Annotated in this window: 13 protein-coding genes; 8 read left to right on the forward strand and 5 right to left on the reverse strand. The window is 41.6% G+C overall.

The window, feature by feature from the left end; genetic code table 11:
* Positions 1–21: 21 nt before the first annotated feature.
* Positions 22–3,327, reverse strand: coding sequence for a preprotein translocase subunit SecA (gene secA / locus ACR2F3_RS13155; RefSeq protein ID WP_432710433.1), 3,306 nt, complete (start codon positions 3,325–3,327; stop codon positions 22–24).
* Positions 3,328–3,479: 152 nt separating this feature from the next.
* Here secA and purD point away from each other — a divergent pair, with 152 nt between their 5' ends.
* Positions 3,480–4,751: a phosphoribosylamine--glycine ligase gene (gene purD / locus ACR2F3_RS13160; RefSeq protein ID WP_432710434.1), complete on the forward strand. Its 1,272-nt coding sequence runs from the start codon at positions 3,480–3,482 to the stop codon at positions 4,749–4,751.
* 434 nt (positions 4,752–5,185) lie between these two features.
* On the opposite strand, the gene ACR2F3_RS13165 is transcribed toward purD, so the two are convergent.
* Together ACR2F3_RS13165 and ACR2F3_RS13170 are read right to left on the reverse strand one after the other, a co-directional pair.
* Positions 5,186–6,334: a redoxin domain-containing protein gene (locus ACR2F3_RS13165; protein ID WP_432710435.1), complete on the reverse strand. Its 1,149-nt coding sequence runs from the start codon at positions 6,332–6,334 to the stop codon at positions 5,186–5,188.
* Between the two features lie 50 nt (positions 6,335–6,384).
* Entirely contained in the window at positions 6,385–7,566 is a 1,182-nt protein-coding gene (locus ACR2F3_RS13170; protein WP_432710436.1) for a formimidoylglutamase, read from the reverse strand.
* Positions 7,567–7,640: 74 nt separating this feature from the next.
* Between ACR2F3_RS13170 and ACR2F3_RS13175 the strand changes: the two genes are divergently transcribed.
* From ACR2F3_RS13175 to ACR2F3_RS13195, 5 genes are all read left to right on the forward strand, one after another.
* A complete protein-coding gene (locus ACR2F3_RS13175; protein ID WP_432710437.1) occupies positions 7,641–8,630 on the forward strand; it encodes an NAD-dependent epimerase/dehydratase family protein in 990 nt (329 codons plus the stop codon).
* Positions 8,631–8,644: 14 nt separating this feature from the next.
* Complete coding sequence (locus ACR2F3_RS13180) at positions 8,645–9,940, forward strand: HAD-IB family phosphatase (protein ID WP_432710438.1); 1,296 nt, start codon at positions 8,645–8,647, stop codon at positions 9,938–9,940.
* A gap of 126 nt (positions 9,941–10,066) precedes the next feature.
* The gene (locus ACR2F3_RS13185; protein WP_432710439.1) at positions 10,067–11,131 is read left to right on the forward strand and encodes a branched-chain amino acid aminotransferase; all 1,065 of its coding nucleotides are present in this window, start codon (positions 10,067–10,069) and stop codon (positions 11,129–11,131) included.
* A gap of 169 nt (positions 11,132–11,300) precedes the next feature.
* Positions 11,301–13,364: a DPP IV N-terminal domain-containing protein gene (locus tag ACR2F3_RS13190; RefSeq protein WP_432710440.1), complete on the forward strand. Its 2,064-nt coding sequence runs from the start codon at positions 11,301–11,303 to the stop codon at positions 13,362–13,364.
* Positions 13,365–13,561: 197 nt separating this feature from the next.
* Positions 13,562–13,969, forward strand: coding sequence for a hypothetical protein (locus tag ACR2F3_RS13195; RefSeq protein WP_432710441.1), 408 nt, complete (start codon positions 13,562–13,564; stop codon positions 13,967–13,969).
* On the opposite strand, the gene ACR2F3_RS13200 is transcribed toward ACR2F3_RS13195, so the two are convergent.
* The gene (locus tag ACR2F3_RS13200; protein ID WP_432710442.1) at positions 13,949–15,091 is read right to left on the reverse strand and encodes an ATP-binding protein; all 1,143 of its coding nucleotides are present in this window, start codon (positions 15,089–15,091) and stop codon (positions 13,949–13,951) included. The genes ACR2F3_RS13195 and ACR2F3_RS13200 overlap by 21 nt on opposite strands.
* Before the next feature lie 219 nt (positions 15,092–15,310).
* Between ACR2F3_RS13200 and ACR2F3_RS13205 the strand changes: the two genes are divergently transcribed.
* Both ACR2F3_RS13205 and ACR2F3_RS13210 read left to right on the forward strand, forming a co-directional pair.
* On the forward strand, positions 15,311–15,490 hold the full coding sequence (locus ACR2F3_RS13205) for a hypothetical protein (RefSeq protein WP_432710443.1): 180 nt from the start codon (positions 15,311–15,313) through the stop codon (positions 15,488–15,490).
* Between the two features lie 18 nt (positions 15,491–15,508).
* On the forward strand, positions 15,509–15,832 hold the full coding sequence (locus tag ACR2F3_RS13210; protein WP_432710444.1) for a hypothetical protein: 324 nt from the start codon (positions 15,509–15,511) through the stop codon (positions 15,830–15,832).
* Between the two features lie 9 nt (positions 15,833–15,841).
* Here the strand turns inward: ACR2F3_RS13210 and ACR2F3_RS13215 are convergent, their stop codons facing one another.
* Entirely contained in the window at positions 15,842–17,635 is a 1,794-nt protein-coding gene (locus ACR2F3_RS13215; RefSeq protein ID WP_432710445.1) for a hypothetical protein, read from the reverse strand.
* Positions 17,636–17,678: the final 43 nt, after the last annotated feature.

Here is a 17,678-nt window from a genome sequence, read left to right on the forward strand (position 1 = left end):
ATTCTATCTGTGTATTACAAATTACAATCCTGCACCGTGGCAGTTCTTGAACTTTTTGCCACTTCCACAAGGGCAGGGCTCATTTCTACTTGTTGTTACTTCTTTTCTTATGGGTTGCTGTGGCACCGCTTCCCTGGTATCTTCTGCAGGAACCGCTTCTCCTACCTGCTGAAACTCTGGTTTCGACATTTTCAACTTGGCGGCAGGTGCTTTAGGCGCTTCTGCTTCTTTCAAAGTTTCTGCTTCCTGGTGTACCGGAATACCACCTTTGTATAAGAAACTTACCACTTCTTTGTTCACAGCTGTTAACATGTTCTTGAACAAATTAAAGGCTTCCATTTTGTAAATTACCAATGGATCTTTTTGTTCGTAAACGGCATTCTGAACAGACTGTTTCAACTCATCCATTTCGCGCAAATGCTCTTTCCACGATTCATCTATTAAACCTAATACGATGGTTTTCTCAAACGACTTCGTTACTTCACGACCTTCATTTGCGATGGCTTGTTTTAAGCCAACCGGAACCTGGATACTACGCATACCGTCGGTAAACGGAATAACGATCTGCTCGATATGATCACCACGCTCCTCGTATACCTGGTGTAAAACAGGCATGGCCTGATTTATAATGGCTTCACATTTTCTTGCGTAAAACGCTTCAGCTTCCTGAAATAACTTATCAGTTAACTGGTGTATATTTTTCGAACTAAATTCCTGTTCTGTAATTGAAGTATCTAAAGAGAAATTCTTGATGACCTCTAATTTAAAGCCCTCATAATTTCCTGCTTCTTTGTATTCAGTTACCACATCTTCAGCAACATCAAATACCATGTTGTTCATGTCAACGTCTAAACGCTCACCAAACAGGGCATTTCTACGTTTTGCATAAATTACGGTACGTTGTGAGTTCATCACATCATCATACTCAAGCAAACGCTTACGTATACCAAAGTTGTTCTCTTCCACTTTCTTCTGTGCACGCTCAATGGATTTGGTAATCATGGAGTGTTGTATCACCTCTCCATCTTCAATACCCATTTTCACCATGATGTTAGAGATACGCTCTGAACCGAATAAACGCATCAGGTTATCTTCTAATGACACGAAGAACTGAGATGACCCCGGATCACCCTGGCGACCCGCACGACCACGCAATTGCCTGTCTACACGACGTGATTCGTGTCTTTCGGTACCCACGATGGCTAAACCTCCGGCTTCTTTTACACCGGCGCCTAATTTAATATCCGTACCACGACCCGCCATGTTGGTGGCAATGGTTACTTGTCCGGCTTGACCAGCTTCAGCAACGATATCTGCCTCTTTCTGGTGCATTTTTGCGTTTAATACGTTATGTTTAATACCACGTAATTTAAGCATGCGGCTCAATAACTCCGAAATCTCCACCGAGGTGGTACCCACCAACACCGGACGTCCGGCCTGTGTTAATTTCACAATTTCTTCAGCTACAGCATTGTATTTCTCACGGATGGTGCGGTAAACATAATCCTGGTGGTCAGTTCTTGATATAACCCTGTTCGTTGGGATTTCAACAACATCCAATTTATAGATAGACCAGAACTCACCAGCTTCGGTTGTTGCTGTACCTGTCATACCACACAATTTGTGATACATCCTGAAGTAATTTTGCAAAGTTACCGTCGCATAGGTTTGTGAAGCATCTTCTACTTTTACGTTTTCTTTAGCTTCAATGGCCTGGTGCAAGCCATCTGAGTAACGGCGACCGTCCATAATACGACCGGTCTGCTCATCAACAATTTTAATTTTACCTTCATCAATGATGTATTCAACATCAACCTCAAATAAGGTATAGGCTTTTAACAATTGATTTACCGCATGAATACGTTCTGCTTTAATTGAATAATCGCGCATCAGCTCATCCTTACGGGCAATCTTTTCTTCACTGCTTAATGATGATTTCTCAATCTCTGCAATCTCCGAACCTACATCAGGTAAAACGAAGAAACTTGGATCCTCACCAGACTTTGTGATCAGCTCAATACCTTTCTCAGTTAATTCAACCTGGTTGTTTTTCTCATCAATATGGAAAAACAATTCAGCATCAACCTTTGGCATATTCTTGCTCTGATCTGCCATATAATAATTTTCAGTTTTTAATAAAGTCTGCTTTACGCTTCCTTCACTCAAAAACTTAATCAGTGCTTTGTTTTTTGGTAAGGCACGGTGCGCTCTTAATAAAGCTAAACCACCTTCGCCTTCTTCCGGACCAGTTTTACCTTCGTGGATTAATTTCTTGGCTTCATTTAAGGTTTTGGTAACCATTTCACGCTGTGCATTCACTAAACGCTCAATCCTTGGCTTCAGCTCATGAAACTCATGCTGATCGCCAAAAGGTACCGGACCTGAAATAATCAATGGGGTACGGGCATCATCAATTAATACGGAATCGACCTCATCGACCATGGCAAAATGCAACTTGCGCTGAACCAACTGGTCAGGCGCCTGCGTCATATTGTCACGCAGGTAATCGAAACCAAATTCATTGTTGGTTCCGTAAGTAATATCTGCTAAATAAGCTTTTCTGCGTTGTGGCGAATTTGGCTCATGTTTATCGATACAATCAACAGTTAACCCATGAAATTCAAATAAAGGACCGTTCCACTCCGAGTCACGACGAGCAAGGTAATCGTTCACCGTTACAATGTGTACGCCCTGTCCCGCTAATGCGTTCAGGTAAGCTGGTAATGTACTTACCAAAGTTTTACCCTCACCAGTAGCCATCTCGGCAATCTTACCGCTGTGCAAAACCACACCACCAATCAACTGAACATCGTAATGAACCATGTTCCATTTAACTTCGCTTCCTGCAGCTTCCCAATGGTTAGCCCATAAAGCCTTATCGCCTTTAATTTGAACGTTGTTTTTACGCGCGGCATAATCCCTGTCGAAGTCCGTAGCGGTTACTTCAAGAAACTCATTTTCAGAAAAACGCCTGGAGGTTTCCTTTACCACGGCAAAAGCCTGTGGCAGAATATCTGAAAGTACAACTTCCAGTTCCTTGTCACGATCTTTGATTAATTCATCAATCTGATCGTATAATGCAGTTTTCTCCGTTAAAGATAATGTCTGACTTTCAGCTTCAGTCTTTAATGAACTTATTTTACCGTCTATTTCGGATAATGCCTTAGCAATGACATCTTTAAAATAAACAGTTTTACCACGGAGTTCATCGTTTGTTAAAGTGGAAAGCTTTGCATACTCTTCATTTATCTTGATAACAATAGGTTGTATTGCTTTTATATCTCTCTCTGATTTGCTGCCAAATACTTTGGTTAAAAATCCTAACATCGTTTTATGCTTGTGTTTATATATTAAAAATCATGAAATACAACAATTAAGCCATTGCGTAGTACAGGTCACTTTGGCAGTTGTCGGGCGCTAAAAATACAAAATATCCGGTACATTGCCCGGGCACTGGCGTTTTATTTTATATTTGCCACATGAATATCTTACTATTAGGTTCAGGTGGAAGAGAAAGTGCTTTTGCCTGGAAGATGAGCCAGTCTCCATTATGTACAAAACTCATTATTGCACCAGGTAATGGTGGAACATCCGCCTATGGCCAAAATGTTAAATTAGACCCCAATAATTTTAATGCGGTGAAAGCCCTTGTTTTGAAAGAAAACATTGGCTTAGTAGTAGTTGGCCCCGAAGAGCCTTTAGTGAATGGTATTCATGATTTCTTTTTGAAAGACGACAGCCTGGCAAACATTCCGGTGATTGGCCCTAAAAAAGAAGGTGCGATTTTGGAAGGCAGTAAAGATTTCTCCAAGCAATTTATGGCACGTCATGGCATTCCAACCGCAGGCTCAAGATCCTTCACCAGTGAAACCCTTGAAGAAGGATTAACTTATCTGGAAAACCACATTACCCCTATTGTATTAAAAGCAGATGGACTGGCAGCTGGCAAAGGGGTATTGATCCTTGACAGCACTAAAGAAGCACAAGAAGAACTAAAACTCATGCTGAGTGGTAAATTTGGCGCTGCAGGTACCACCGTAGTAGTCGAAGAGTTCCTAACCGGAATTGAACTTTCTGTTTTTATATTAACAGATGGCAAAAACTATGTGATTTTACCTGAAGCCAAAGATTATAAACGTATTGGCCAGGCCGATACTGGTTTAAATACAGGCGGTATGGGTTCGGTTTCACCGGTTCCTTTTGCTACTGAAGCTTTCCTGAAAGAAGTAGAGCAAGATATTATTATTCCCACCGTAGAAGGTTTAAAGAAAGATAAAATCAATTACACTGGTTTCATTTTCTTCGGATTGATTAAAGTAGGCGACAAACCATATGTCATTGAATACAACTGCCGCATGGGCGACCCGGAAACAGAAAGCGTAATTCCCCGTATAGAAAACGACCTGGTAGAGCTTTTTATGGCTACATCGCAAAAAAGACTTAACGAGGTAGACCTGAAAATTAGCCCGAAACACGCTGCTACGGTAATGATTGTAGCTGGAGGGTATCCCGGCGACTACGAAAAAGGGAAAACCATTACTGGTTTAGACAACATTCGTCAGTCGATGGCTTTCCACGCCGGAACGATCACTGAAGGTGGTGTTACAAAAACTAATGGTGGTCGTGTCCTCGCCATCACCAGCTTGCAAGACAGCCAGTTTGAAGCTTTGCAAGCTGCAACGGCAGATGCCGCAAGGATTTATTTTGACGGTAAATATTTCAGAGAAGACATTGGTTTCGATTTGATGTAAAACATATGATTTCATTTAGGCCCCGGTTGAACAAACCGGGGCTTTTTTGTTTAAGAACCGGCAATAAACTATCCAGGAACATGGTGCAGTTCTCCCGTACATGGTCCATATATCGCCATTAATAGGGGGTTATAAGGGGGTTAAGAGGGCCGCAGCCGTTCAAAGGCCCTTGAAAGGCCCTTCTAACCCCCTTCTAAGGCCCTTATAACTAGCGCCAGCTGACACTTGTATTTGTCTTGTGTTAACATAGCTATACACAGTGTGAAATTAATTTAGTATTGGTTATACAAGTAAATTTGGTAATTGCATATCAGCAATGCACATTCCATAATGCCGCTTCACTTCTGGTGGTGAGCTCTCAGCAGACATATTGATAAAAAAAAGGGCAGTGCCATCCATAGATAGCACTGCCCTTCAAAAATCTTTAGGTGATATTACTTTGATGCCGGCGGACCAAGCAATTCTTCCAGAACTGCCTGTAAGCCTTCTTCACGTACGTTTTTAGCGACAATCTTTCCTGTCGGATCCACTAAGATATTAGATGGAATAGCTTGAATGCCATACAATTTAGCCACTTCGTTATCGAAATATTTTAAATCAGACACCTGTGTCCAGGCTAAACCGTCTTGTTCAATCGCCTTTAACCAGGACTCTTTGCCATCCGGACGATCGAGTGATACACCCAACACGGTAAAGTTTTTGTCTTTATAATTGTTAAAAGCAGTGACCACATTAGGGTTCTCACGGCGACAAGGGCCACACCAGGAAGCCCAGAAATCTACCAGCACATATTTACCTTTGAAGTCTGAAAGACTTACAGGTTTGCCATTTTGATCGTTTTGTGTAAAGTTAGTTGCCATGGAGCCAACAGCCGTTTTTTTAGCGCCGTTAATGGCATCAGCAATGCTTTTACCCAATGAGGTTTGTTTTAAAGCGTCCGAAAATTTATTGAATTCCGGTTCTGCAGCCATTGGATCGAAATCGTAACCCAGGCTGGACCTGAAAGCTACTAAAGCCACAAAAGAGTTACGGTTTGCTTCAATAAATTTTTTGCTGATGGGCTCAATCTCCTTTTCTAAAGCCTCATAACGTTGCTCTATGGAATTGCGAAATGCGGTATCCAGTTTTTGCTCCTCCGTTTTGCTGTAGACTTCCTGCCTTAAAATTTCCATTTTATCGGTTACCGGCTTCAGCATTGCTTTTAGCTTGGCATTATCATCATTTAGAGGCGAGCCTTTAATCGTTGCATTTTTAATGGAATCCGGGGCCGTAATGGTCATGGTTTTATTCTCCAGGAAAAACGACATGCCGTCCATTGCAGCACGTCTTTCCGGCTGAACGGGTGCAACGGGGTGTTTTAAAACCAGCTGAGCGTTTGCAGGACCAGCTACCTGGCCTTTAAATTCAAATGCGCCATTTTTAAGCTCCGCACTATCAATGATCACTGATTTTTCAGTTCTGTATTGCAGGTATATTTTAGCGGGTGCGTTCAATGCACCAACTTTTCCTTTAAGGGTGTATCCGTCTTGAGCAAAAGTTGCAAGGGGCAACAAAATTGCCGCGGATAATATGAGTTTTTTCATGTATTCAAATCTAACGATACCAGTTAACTTTAATTGTGCTGATTATAATTTCATAGTAATTTTTGGAAGGTCCGCCAAAATAAATCTGGTACATCGCCATTTACCGCAGTGTTATAATCCTCATACCTGCAAGGTACCATATGGAAACGTTCATTTTTTGAATTTGTGACTGGGTAAGGTACCTGCATCCACCAACGGTCAGTTTTTTTGCTTTTCACAAAGTTAATGATAGCGGTACCATCCAATAAGCTGATGCGGTAGGTGATGTATTGTGATTTAGGCTGTAGAGGAATATCGTTCTTACGGTTATAAAACCCCTCGATAAAATACCAAACCATTTGCGCAAGTAACATGGCTGTCTGGCTGTTGCGATCATAAGCCGGATTAAACTCATAAAAGCCGATAGAAGTCAGTTTATCGTTCAAACCAGCATAACGTGCAATGCTGCATGCCTGTTCGCCGTAAAAGCCATTAGGCCCCGCATTGGCATTACCCACCGCATCAGCAGAACGGATGGCCGACATGTCGAAACTCAACATATTGGCATTACGGATGATGGGTTCGGCCACAGCAATATCATTGGTAAACTCACCAAGACGGTGGACATCAAAAAACAGCTTATTCATCACCTTAAGGCTATCCTGGTTTACATAATACGTTTGGTAACCAATATTACTGAAGTTGAAAAGGTAGTTAGGTTGGTGAAGGAAAATTTTATTAAGATAGGTATCCGACTGCGCTTCAATACCGTCATGATCATCTTCGTCGATATCAAACTTATTATCCACAACCACCAGGTCTACTTTCTGATCCAAAGCCTCGTAGGCTGTATACTGGGCATAAGTGAGGTCTTGTCCACCACCCATAATTACAGGCAATATTCCTAGTTTAATCAATTCGGCAACCACCATTTTGAGGGCTACATAAGTGTCAGAAACCGCAGCACCGGCTTTAATATTGCCTAAATCAACTATGCGACTATTAAAAGCACCCTCATGCAAAGCGTAAAATTGCGCACGGAAGTAGTCTGGCCCCAAGGCACAACCGTTATTATTTACCGCAGCACGATCGTCTAACACGCCAATAATGGCAATATCATAGCTGTTTTTTTCCAATACCGGAAATTGATCGGTATAAAAATCGGTCTTTAATCCCAGCTGACTGGTATAGAACCCTTGTTTTGGGGTGATCCCTTTGAGGCTTAAAGGCGAAAAAAAATCTGATAAAGACATAAAGTGATATAATCTATGGGCTCAAATATCTATTTTTGGTACCATATATTTATGGACATCCTAAAAATAATGAAATGATATTAGTAACCGGTGCTACTGGTTTTTTAGGAGCTGAGCTCATCCATCAACTCACTCAACATGGAACGAAGCTTTTTGCACTGAAAAGGGAAACCTCTGTCATTCCCGACCGGCTGATAGGAAACTCCCTGGTGGAATGGGTAGTGGCCGACATCAATGATACAGCTACTTTAGATGAAATCTTTGAAGGTATTACCCAGGTTTATCATTGTGCGGCATTGGTTTCTTTTCGCTCAAAAGATAAAGACGACATGCTGCGCGTAAACATTCACGGCACCAGTAACATTGTTAACCTTTGCCTGGAGTATGGGGCACGTTTGGTCCATGTAAGCTCGGTTGCCGCGCTGGGCATTGCCAAAAAAGGCAAACTGATTTCAGAAACCGACTTTTGGGAATACGATGCCAAAGCTAACACCTATGCCATTTCGAAATATGAAGGCGAAATGGAAGTTTGGCGTGGCATAAGCGAAGGCCTGAGTGCAGTAATCATTAATCCATCGGTAATTATTGGCGGCCATGCAGGTTTTTCTGGTAGTGGTGCCATCTTTAAACTGGTGAAGCAAGGTTTATCTTTTTATACCAAAGGCAGCACTGGTTTCGTTGATGTAGAAGATGTTGCAAAAGTGATGATGAAATTAATGGACCGTAATGTACCTTCTGCTGACGGGGAAGACGGTGAACGTTTTATCATTTCAGCAGAAAACTATACTTACCGCGATCTGCTTACGGCCATTGCCAATGAATTTAAGGTAGAACCCCCGGCTAATCTGGCCAGCCCCAGGATGATGAGCCTGGCCTGGAAAGTGGCCAAAATAGCTTCCTTGTTTACAGGAAAACCCAGCGCACTTACGCGCGACACCGCCATCAGCAGCGGCAATATTAACCTATATAGTAACGACAAAATAAAAAATACCATCGGTATGGAATTTAAACCACTGCGCACCAGTATTGCAGAAACCTGCGCGGCTTTAAACAGAACGGTTTAAAAACACAGGAAAACATGACCCCAAAAAACATTTACATCATTGATTTCGACAGTACCTTTACCCAGGTTGAGGCTTTGGACGAACTGGCAAGAATTTCCCTGAAAAAACACCCTGACAGAGAATTAATTTACAAGAAGATTGAAGATTATACCAATATGGCCATGGAAGGGAAGCTCTCTTTTAGTGAAAGCCTTGCCCAGCGTGTGAAATTATTGGAAGCAACCGAAGACCACTTAAAACAACTGATTAAAAGGTTGAAGAAAAAAGTGTCGAGTTCTTTTGCCCGCAATGCGGAATTCTTTAAGCAGCATGCCGATGAAATCCTGATTGTTTCTGGTGGTTTTAAAGAGTTCATTACCCCCGTGGTTAGCCAATACCACATCAAAAAAGAGAATATTTATGCCAATACCTTTGTTACCACGGGTGACGGAAAGATTATCGACTATGACCATGCCAACCCTTTAAGTGAAGAAGGTGGCAAGGTAAAACTCATGCAGCAACTTAACCTTGAAGGTGATTTATATGGTATTGGTGATGGCTATTCTGATTTCCAGTTAAGGGAAAGTGGTTTAATCAAAAAGTTCTATGCTTTTACCGAAAATATAGCCCGGGAAAGCATTGTACAGAAAGCCGACCACGTAACGCCTAGCTTTGATGAGTTTTTATTTGTAAACGACCTGCCAAGGGCAATATCCTACCCTAAGCACCGAATATTATGCCTGATCATTGGTGACGTACCTGAAGAGAGCATTGCCCTGTTAAAAAAAGATGGCTATTCTGTGCGCCATAAGGAAACCTTTGAGGATAAATACGTGGCCGATGTTCACATGATGCTATTACCTGAAGGTGAAACCATTGAAAAGGATAAGTTAAAGATGGCCAGTAAACTGAAAACCATCGGTTATTTAGGGAATGCTAAAAAGCTGGATCTGGAAACCTGCACCCGTATGGGGATCGTGGTATTCGACGACGTAAAACATAACCCCCGTAACCAGGACTTCATTCCAAAAAGGATGATGGATTTCATGAACACCGGAACAACTTACATGAGCCTGAACTTCCCTAACCTGCAATTACCCCGGATTGCAAAGTCGCACAGGTTAATACACATTCACCACAACGTTCCGGGAATTATGGCACAGATCAATACCATATTTGCGAAACACCACATTAACATTGTAGGTCAGTTTCTGATGACCAATGCAACCATTGGTTATGCCATTACAGACATCAATGCAGCCTATGATAAAGACCTGTTTAAATCGCTGAAAAAAGTTGAACAGACCATTAAGTTCAGGGTGTTATACTAAAAAGCTAACCTCCCGGTTTTCTTGATGTTAGTGTACTTTACACACCAAACATTATGAAAAAAAGGGAGACTGCCATTTGAATTTTATGTAGTTTTGTAAGGAATTAAAACATTAAGTACAAATACCGTGACCGATACGTTAACAATTAACATCAATAAAGCTGCCGAGTCAAGGTTAGCTGATACTGACTTTGAAAGCTTGCCATTTGGTAAAGTTTTTTCAGACCATATGTTTATCGCTGAATACGAAAATGGCGAATGGACTAACCTGCAGGTTTTACCTTACGGACCGATTTTAATGAGCCCGGCTATTTCTGCGCTACATTACGGACAGGCTATTTTTGAAGGCATGAAGGCTTATCGCCAGGCGGATAACCGGATTAGTGTATTCAGGGCCGATAAAAACTTTGAGCGTTTTAATAAATCCGCTTTACGTATGGCCATGCCTACAGTACCAAAAGATGTATTTATGCAAGGTATTGCTGCGTTGCTTGACATTGACGAGAAGTGGGTTCCTAAAGCTGATGGCTATTCTTTATACCTGCGCCCGGTGATGTTTGCTACGGATCCTTTTTTAGGCGTAAAAGCTTCAGAGAAATATACTTTTGCTATTCTAACTACCCCAACAGGTCCTTACTACAGTAAACCCTTAAAAGTAAAAATCGAAACAGAATATACGCGTGCCGATGAAGGTGGTGTGGGTTATGCCAAAACCGCTGGAAACTACGGCCGTTCACTTTACCCTTTTGCTGAAGCGAGTAAAGAAGGTTTTGACCAGTTAATCTGGACAGATGCTGCTACACACGAATTTATTGAAGAAGCGGGTACAGCTAACCTGATCTTTGTATTAAACGGGAAACTGGTTACACCTTCCATCAGAAGCACTGTGTTAGATGGAGTTACCCGCGATACACTGATTCAGCTGGCTATAAAAGCTGGTATTGAAGTAGAAGAAAGAAGGGTGAGCGTTAAAGAAGTGATTGAAGGAATTGAAAATGGCACCTTAACGGATGCCTTTGCTGCAGGTACTGCCGCAACGGTAACACCAATTGGCCAGATCAGCTATGAGGGAGTGTTATATACCTTGGCAGATCCTGAAACCCGTACTGTTTCAAAAGCAATTGCAAAGACCCTTAACGATATCCGTTATGGACTGGCTGACGATGAGTTTGGCTGGAACTGGGTATTGTAAACCACGATATCGTTACACATTACGGGAGAAAGGCGCTTTAAACAAAGCGCCTTTCTCCGTTTTAAATATTATTTTTGAAACCTTAAGGTCAACCATCGGCTGTTGGGCCGGCTTTCATTAAGGTACTCAAACGATGGTCGATTTATAAATTGCTTTACACAAAAATTAAATGAAAAAAATTTTACTATTAAGTTTAGCTTCAGCACTTTGCCTGGCCACTCCGGCCCTTGCACAACTAAAAAGACTAAGCCAGGAACAGACCTTTGGCAGAGAAATATCGATCACCAATCCTTTGAATTCCGTTACCGGCTGGAGCGATGATGAACACTACCTGGAACGCGATATTAACACCCGCGCTGTGCAGGCCGTAAACATTAAAACCGGTGCAAAAACCGCTTATACACCCCCTGCTGAACGCAGCCTGGGTGTTAAGGTAAAAGAAAATGACAAAAACGCAACGCCGTCGCCTGATGGGAAATATGTTGCTTTTACCCGCGACAATGATCTTTATGCAGTTGAAGTTGCCACAGGAAAAGAAATCAGGTATACAAACGATGGTACTGATGTGATTTACAACGGTTATGCGTCGTGGGTTTACTTTGAAGAGATACTCGGTCGTGCCACACGTTACAAGGCATTCTGGTGGTCGCCGGACAGCAAGAAACTTGCTTTCATGCGTTTTGATGACACTAAAGTACCAATGTTTCCCATTAATGGATCGACTGGCCAACATGGCTACACCGAAAAAACACGTTACCCTAAAGCAGGAGACCCAAACCCGGAAGTTAAGGTGGGTTTTGTTGCAGCAGAAGGCGGACAAGTAGTATGGGCTGATTTTGATGAAAAGGCTGACCAATACTTTGGGACCCCTTACTGGAGTTTCGACAGCAGCAGCATGATGGTGCAATGGATGGATCGCGGGCAGGAAAACCTGAAGTTCTATTCAGTAAGCCCGGTTAGCGGCACTAAAAAAGAGATATACGACGAAAAGCAAAGTTCATGGATCGACCTGGCTTTTGACGGTCGTATTGAATACTTAAAAGACAATAAACATTATATTCTTAAAAGTGATAAAACTGGCTGGGCTCATTTCTACCTGTATACCTTAGAAGGAAAACTGATTAACCCGATAACCAGCGGAAAATGGCAGGTAACGGACTTGCTGCACGTAGACGAAAAGAAGAAAGTAATCTATTTTGTAGCCCGTAAAGAAGCTTCTACGCGTACCGATCTTTACAGCGTAGGTTTTAACGGAAAAAACCTTAAAAGGTTAACCTTTGGTGACTACACCCACCAGGTGGCCATGTCGCCATCAGGCAAACATTTCATCACCACGTATTCTAACGTGAGCACTCCCCATAAACGTGCATTGATGGATACAAATGGCAAATTGGTGAAGGAACTTGCTGATAGTAAATCTGCAGATTTTAACAATTACGCTTTCGGGAAGACCGAAATGATCACCATCCCTTCGGGCGATGGTTATGATTTACCAGCCGCTATTACCTACCCTACCGATTTCGATAAAACAAAAAAATATCCGGTAATTTTCAGCATTTACGGAGGACCTGATGCAGGTACAGTTACTAATACCTGGAAAGGCACGGCCAACCAATGGTGGGCTAACGAAGGCATTATTCAAATTGCCGTTGATCACCGTGCATCGGGCCAGTTTGGAAAAGAAGGCGTGGCTTTAATGCACCGTAACCTTGGTAAATGGGAAATGCAGGATTACATGACTGCAGGTAGATGGTTAAAAGCACTACCTTATGTTGATCCGGCTAAATTATTGATTACTGGTCACAGTTACGGCGGTTACATGTCGTGTTTAGCTTTAACGTATGGTGCTGATGTATTTGACTTTGGTTATGCAGGCGCGCCGGTAACGAGCTGGGAGCTTTATGACAGCCATTATACTGAGCGTTTTATGGATACACCACAGGAAAACCCTGAGGGTTACAAAAACGCTTCTGTATTGACCCACGCCGGCAATTACAAAGGTTTGCTACGCATTATGCATGGCGATATGGATGATAATGTTCATATGCAAAACACCATTCAACTGGTAGACAGGCTACAGAATTTAAACAAACACTTTGAGCTGATGATTTACCCGGGTGGTAGACATGGCTGGACGGGTGGTGCTAAAACAGCACATGACAGGGTGCAAAGAATCAGGTTTTATTATGAGAATTTATTGAATAAACCTGTACCGGAAGCCTTGCTGAAATAAATTTAATTAAGTTTTTATGTAGAAATGCCCGTATCTAAACCGATACGGGCATTTTATTTTAATGGGGCTGCCGACCTCGATTCTATGGCTATCATTTATCAACTTGATGAAGTTGGACTAAAACGAAAAAATACTTTCTCCACAACCATCAGGAAATGATAAAAGAGATCCTATCTTAGTTTAACCATTTGTAAAATATGAAGAGATTTCCAATCCTAACCTTAATGCTGTTGTCGACCCTGGGCATAGGTTGCAACACCAATACTTCCGACAAAAGCCTGCCCCTGGAAGCGCCTTCCAGGCCAGAAGCGTACAGCACGAAGCTAGTTGACGCCCTTACCTCCGCTAATTCAGATGAGCTCACTTATGTTTTTAAAGGTTATGAACGGGTTGGCAACAACGCCTATATCAAAGTACACGCTGTTGGAGACCACATCAATGCAGAGCTACCTATTTTAGTGAAGCAGTGGCATAAACTGGAGACCCTGAAAAGAACACAAGGGAAAGGTTATATAGGGGCTGAGTTAAGAGGTTTAGAATTAGTTCAAACGCAGGATGAAATTGCCAGATTTGAATACAAAACGTTAGACAGGATTATAGACTAATGGAAAGGAAGCATTCCGGTTTGGTAAAGTAAACGAAAAATTACTTCCCTTGCCAGGGGTGCTTTCTACTTTTATTTCACCACCATGCCTTTTAATAATCTCTGAGGAGATATATAAGCCAAGGCCTAAGCCTGCAGTAAATCGGTTTTGCTCTAGTCGGTAATACCTGTCAAATAATTTTGACAAGCTCTCTTCAGGAATTCCAGGGCCGAGATCTATCACAGAAATTTTAACAAACCCTTCCAACTGCTCCACTTGTATAATGATTCGCTTTGATAAGGGCGCGTACTTAATGGCATTATTAATAAGATTTACAAGAACTTGTTCGATTTTATGCTCATCACCGAAAATCTCGATATTTTGATCTCCCCTGAGTTGAAGACGGTCTTTGTCTTCTGATTGAAGATGACTAGAGATGGTGTTTATGAGATCAGGCATAAAAAAAACCGACTTATTTAATGAAAGTTGTCCCTGCTCTAACTTTGTAGTGCTGAGCAGGTCGTCAACCAGTCGTACCAACCTGGTCACCTGACGCTCTGAATCTCCTAACAGTTTAAAAAGCTGCTCGCTCACTTGAGTGCCAACAGTTAATTGCCTGCTTAAAATCTGGCTTATGGCTTTAAGGCTTGTCATAGGCGTTTTAAGTTCATGACTCGCTACACCGATAAACTCCTCTTTCTGCGTGCGCAGGTTATATTGTTCCGTTACATCCTCAATAATAGTATAACCAAGGGTTTCTCCATTGTCTATAAAAAGAATCGACGTTACATGACACCAGATGATAGTTCCATCAGCTTTCACCAGGCAGGTCTCCAGGCTAAAGAAAGGTGTGGTGTTCTGCCATAATTTATCCTGCAAAATGACCCAATCTGAACGTCGGTGATCTGGCGCATAGTCCGTAATTTTCTTTCCAACAAGATCACGCTTTGATGAAAAGCCTAATAGCGTGATTAAGGCCATATTTGCCTCAATGATAGTTAGGTCTCTATTAATAATTTTGTTGCCTAGCCTGGATGATTCAAAAATGGTTTTAAAAATAGTCCGGCTCTCCATAAAAGCTGCATTATTGGCTTTCCTTTCAAGTCTTACCGCCGTTTTTAATTCATTATTTTCCTTTTCCAAGGCAGTTATACGGTTGATTAGTGTCTGAGCGCTTTCCATATAATAATTAGAATAATGTGTTTTGCTTCTACAAAGTAATAATCATGAATAGTAACATCATCAGTCCTCCATATGTTTAGCATGTTTTTCATGTATTTTGGCAATGCAATGCACACATTTAAAATTGAAGATAAATTATGCCAATACTTAAAATATCTGATTTTTGTTTAATCTTGATGCATGAAAAAACTTTTACTCCTAATTATTTTATTTACAGTTACTACTTATTCTTATGCACAAAAGGATAGTTTAGCCAATGTTATTCAGATGCGTTCAGCAGCCATTGGTCATACCGGAAACAACGAAATTAAAGTAAACCTCTTTTACCTGGTTTTAGGTTTACCAGAAATTAGTTATTAAAGGCTGATTGCAGATAATATGGGCATTGGCGTATCCGCAATGGTGTCGCTTTTAGATGACCAGGACGTTAGGTACGCTTTACTTGCTAATTACCGCTTGTATTTTGGCAACAAAAAAGCAAATGGTTTTTTTATAGAAGGTAACATGGGTGTCGTGGCGGAGGAACATGAATTAAAGAAAAGCACCAAGGCCTATTTTGGTTTAGGAGCCGCTACAGGGGCAAAATTTTTAACAAGAAACGGACTATTAGGAGAGGCATACCTAGGTGCAGGGAGATTGTTGGGCAATAGCAGCTCTGGGTATTATCCAAGAGTAGGCGTTACCATAGGGAAGAGATTTTAAAGTCTTTCCCTAGTTTCTTTTGTTTTGCTTACGTTTTTCGCGCGCTAGCTTTCTTTTCTCCCGATCAGCCTTCATCTGTTCGAATAAGGCTACCTGTGCTCTAACATAAGCCTCCTTTTGAGGAGTAACGCCAACGCTGTTTCGGATGCCCTGAAAGAGGGTTTTCCATATAAAATTAAAAAAGGACCGATAGGGGTCTCTCTGATAATCGATATTTGCGACATAGAGTTTACCACTGGCATTGGGGTTGGCAGGATTAATCACGACCATATTAGCGAGCAATGAAAGTAAGCCCTGCCGGATAAATGCGCCCTTACCTTCTTCACGTTTTAACAAGGCTATGGCAAGGTGATTGTATTTTAGCTCGAGTTTTCCGAGGGCACGGCTTTCGTTAGCTTTAATATTAAATTTAAGCCCCTGTATTATACAACTTTTAACGTGCAACATGCCCAATGGTTTCGTTACCGGATTTAACATAACCCCATTCATTCCTTTTAATTGGGCTCCGTAACTGAAGGCCCCATCTTTTGCCACAAGATCAAACTTAAAATTTGTTTCTAAATGCCCCTGCCCCATTAACAAAGTGTTCAATTTGATTTCCATGAACCGGTTTTTCTCCTTTTCTTTATCAACGTTGGTAACATTGGTAATGGTGCCGGAAGTTTGTTCAAAGCTAATACGGCCCTTTTGCTTACTAATTTTATTGAATTCTGCATAACTCACATCTAAGTTATGCAGATCCATGTTACGTATCGTTAGTTTAACCGGCAGTTTTTGCAGTAACTGTTGAGGGTCCCGGCCTGTTTTTATGGTCCTTTTTCTTGGGATTTCATTATTGCTAAATACAGCTATCTGGCCATTACTAAGGATCATGTCACTAGCCAGTAGCTCTTGCTTTCTCACAAATAAGGGTAAGTCGATCCCTTTAAGTTCTACCTCGTTAAAATGAATGTTAAACCGGTCTGTACCGTAGCCAAGTACCTTCGAAAAGTCCATTTCAGAATAACGTGGCACCAAGGCAAGGTTATTTACTGTTAAGTTGCCAGTTGCCGAACTGAAATTGATTTCATAGGCCTTAACGTGGTACATGCTGTCGGCTGTTGCATAGGAGTAATCGTTAAGCTGCAGCCTGATGTCTTTTAACAGATACTGGCGAGTAGTGTCCTGCGCGGAGTGCTCATCTATTAACCAATCCCTTAGTGACACATTTAGATGCTTCAATGAGTCAACCCTGGGAATTTCATGGTTGTTGTCTATATATTTAAAACTGATCTCGTTAAAATCGATACTGGCTATCCGAACCTCTTTGAGGTGTTTAGATACCACATTAAATGGCGAAAGCAAAGGCCGAGGCGGCCTGTTATCGTTATAGGCGTACTGTTTGTTTACCATCGTTACCTTAGGAAAATTAATTGTAATCTGGTCAATGGTTAAACGGCGCTGAAAAATGACGCGAAAAGGGTGTAAATTATGGATGCTCAGCCTTTCAAGCTCAACATGATAAATGTTATTCGGGGCGCGCTTTTCGGCAACCAACCTTTTTAACACCAGTGTATCTGGAACAAACCTCACCTTGGTAAGGCTTGCATCACCGGTAAAACAATTAACACTGATACTGGAAAATTCGATGTGATAGAGGTTATCGGTAGAACTGGCTACAAGTTGTTTAACTTTTTTTGCCAAAACAGGCTTTACCCAGATATTCAAATAAAGAGAAACAGAACCGAACACGACTAGAAACCCCGCAGCGATGATAACCAGCAACTTAATTATTTGGTGACTCTTAAGTAGTTTTCCTAGCATAGGCGGAGCGCATAACTCGCTCTAATATACGTTTTTCATGTTA

This window comes from Pedobacter sp., assembly GCF_045627485.1.
GTDB lineage: Bacteria > Bacteroidota > Bacteroidia > Sphingobacteriales > Sphingobacteriaceae > Pedobacter.